3 protein-coding genes are annotated in these 1,793 nt (G+C 30.2%); 2 read left to right on the forward strand and 1 reads right to left on the reverse strand.

All coding sequences use genetic code 11. The annotated features are described in order from the left end of the window. Positions 1-104: 104 nt before the first annotated feature. Positions 105-575, reverse strand: coding sequence for a hypothetical protein (locus BLQ05_RS13545; RefSeq protein ID WP_023577701.1), 471 nt, complete (start codon positions 573-575; stop codon positions 105-107). A 204-nt stretch (positions 576-779) separates the two neighbouring features. On the opposite strand from BLQ05_RS13545, the gene BLQ05_RS13550 reads away from it, so the two are divergent. Then, a complete protein-coding gene (locus BLQ05_RS13550) occupies positions 780-1,106 on the forward strand; it encodes a type II toxin-antitoxin system HigB family toxin (protein ID WP_035655123.1) in 327 nt (108 codons plus the stop codon). A gap of 5 nt (positions 1,107-1,111) precedes the next feature. After that, entirely contained in the window at positions 1,112-1,468 is a 357-nt protein-coding gene (locus BLQ05_RS13555; protein WP_023577699.1) for a helix-turn-helix domain-containing protein, read from the forward strand. The last annotated feature ends 325 nt before the right edge of the window (positions 1,469-1,793 follow it).

The following is a 1,793-nucleotide window of genomic DNA, read 5'->3' on the forward strand; positions in this document are numbered from 1 at the left end:
GTTCTCCCAAAACTAACAATTTAAGATAAGGTTTACAAATACAAAACCAACATTATTTTTAGCCTTAAAGCCCCAATTGCTCGAAACCACTGTTAGCAGTAGTATTAATTAAAGTCTGAAATTTTTATATCAGCAATTTTTAATATCATTTGGATAGTTTTTAAAAATTCTTTTGAGCCTTTATTGGTTTGCTCCTTATGTAAGCCCCAAATACTATAATTTATGCTATTATAAAAAAGCGTACCTACTTCAATTGATGTTGTCGCCCCATCTAATCCAGATTCAAAAGATTCGAATAAATCATCATTCTTTATGTTTTTAAACTGAACGAGTATTTTATTAAACTCATCAGGACTTAGTTTTAGTTTTTTCTCAACTTGATCCTTAAATTTATAATACTTTACTGTAACATCGTAATAATTGCTTTGTTGGAATGATTTAACAATAAATATTTCTACATCGGAAAATACTATATTTGAAATATCGTATTTAAAACTGATATAGTCAATCTTATTTTCTTGCGCACTTATTGAAGAAAAGAAGAGAATAAAAGAAGAAATAATAAATAGTCTCATTTTTTTGAAATATTACTGCTAACGTCCCGGGGCTTTATGAGGTTGGGAAAATTTTTACCCAAACCATTCCATCAAGACTAAAGTCAAATATATAAAAAAACCTTTAAATGTTGCCTTAAAACCCCAATCTCATAAAACCCTTGTTAGCGGTAGTACTTAATAAATTTAGTTTGCAAAATGAAAACTTTTGTTTATATTTGCCGTATGAAAATCTTAGTAAAGAAAACAATTCTATTTTATATCAACAAATACCCAATTGCAGAAACACAGTTGTTAATTTGGTATAACGAATTTTCTAAATATGAATTTAACAATTTCAATGAACTGAAAAGTGTTTATGGAAATGCGAGTATAGTAAATAATAACAGAGTTGTTTTTAATATTAAGGGAAATGATTTTCGATTGGTTGTTTCAATAAATTTTTTACAAGCTGCTTGCTATGTAATTTGGTTTGGAACACATAGAGAGTATGATAAGATTAATGTTGAAACAGTAGCATTTGACACCACAATTTTAATTGATAAAAACTAATAATTATGAACTGGAAAGTATTAAAAACAGAAGAAGATTATAATAGCGCTTCCATTCGTATGATGGAGATTTTTCACGCAGAGCCTAACACACCAGAAGGAGATGAGTTAGATTTGTTAATTGTTTTGGTAAAAGATTATGATGAGAAACATTACCATTTACCTGAGCTTGATGCTCTTGATGTTATCAAATATAAAATGAAAGAAAGAGGGATGAAGGCAAAGGATTTAGAACCCATTATAGGAAGTAAAGGACATGTTTCCGCTATTCTTTCAGGAAAGAGAGAAATTACATTGAAAATGGCTCAAAAACTTAAAGATTATTTTAGTATTCCTGCTGAAGTGTTTTTGCACAGCGCTTAGTAAAAAGTCCTGTTTTTCGTCGCGTTGAGCCAGTATTACCGCTAACGTCCCGCCAGCTTTATGCAGTGGCGGTTTTTTATTACTGACGTTTACAAATATACCGAAAAGTTTGAAAGGAAAAAGCTTCTTTAAAAGAAGAAATGCACTCACTAACCATTCCAAATAAATCCCTAAACCCGCCATTGCATAAAACTGCCTGTTAACGGCTGCCAATAGACATTTAGTTTTTCAAATATGCGGTTAGTATTTCCTTTTTTCGGCTCTAATTGGTTAATATAGATACAGTTGATGTATTGTCCTAAAATAGTTGACAAATATTCAGGTT

The sequence above is a fragment of the Flavobacterium saliperosum genome (assembly GCF_900100625.1).
GTDB lineage: Bacteria > Bacteroidota > Bacteroidia > Flavobacteriales > Flavobacteriaceae > Flavobacterium > Flavobacterium saliperosum.

Coding starts and splice junctions, on each gene's coding strand:
- BLQ05_RS13545 (WP_023577701.1), bottom strand. CDS start 575: ATGAGACTATTTATTATTTCTTCTTTTATTCTCTTCTTTTCTTCAATA.
- BLQ05_RS13550 (WP_035655123.1), top strand. CDS start 780: ATGAAAATCTTAGTAAAGAAAACAATTCTATTTTATATCAACAAATAC.
- BLQ05_RS13555 (WP_023577699.1), top strand. CDS start 1,112: ATGAACTGGAAAGTATTAAAAACAGAAGAAGATTATAATAGCGCTTCC.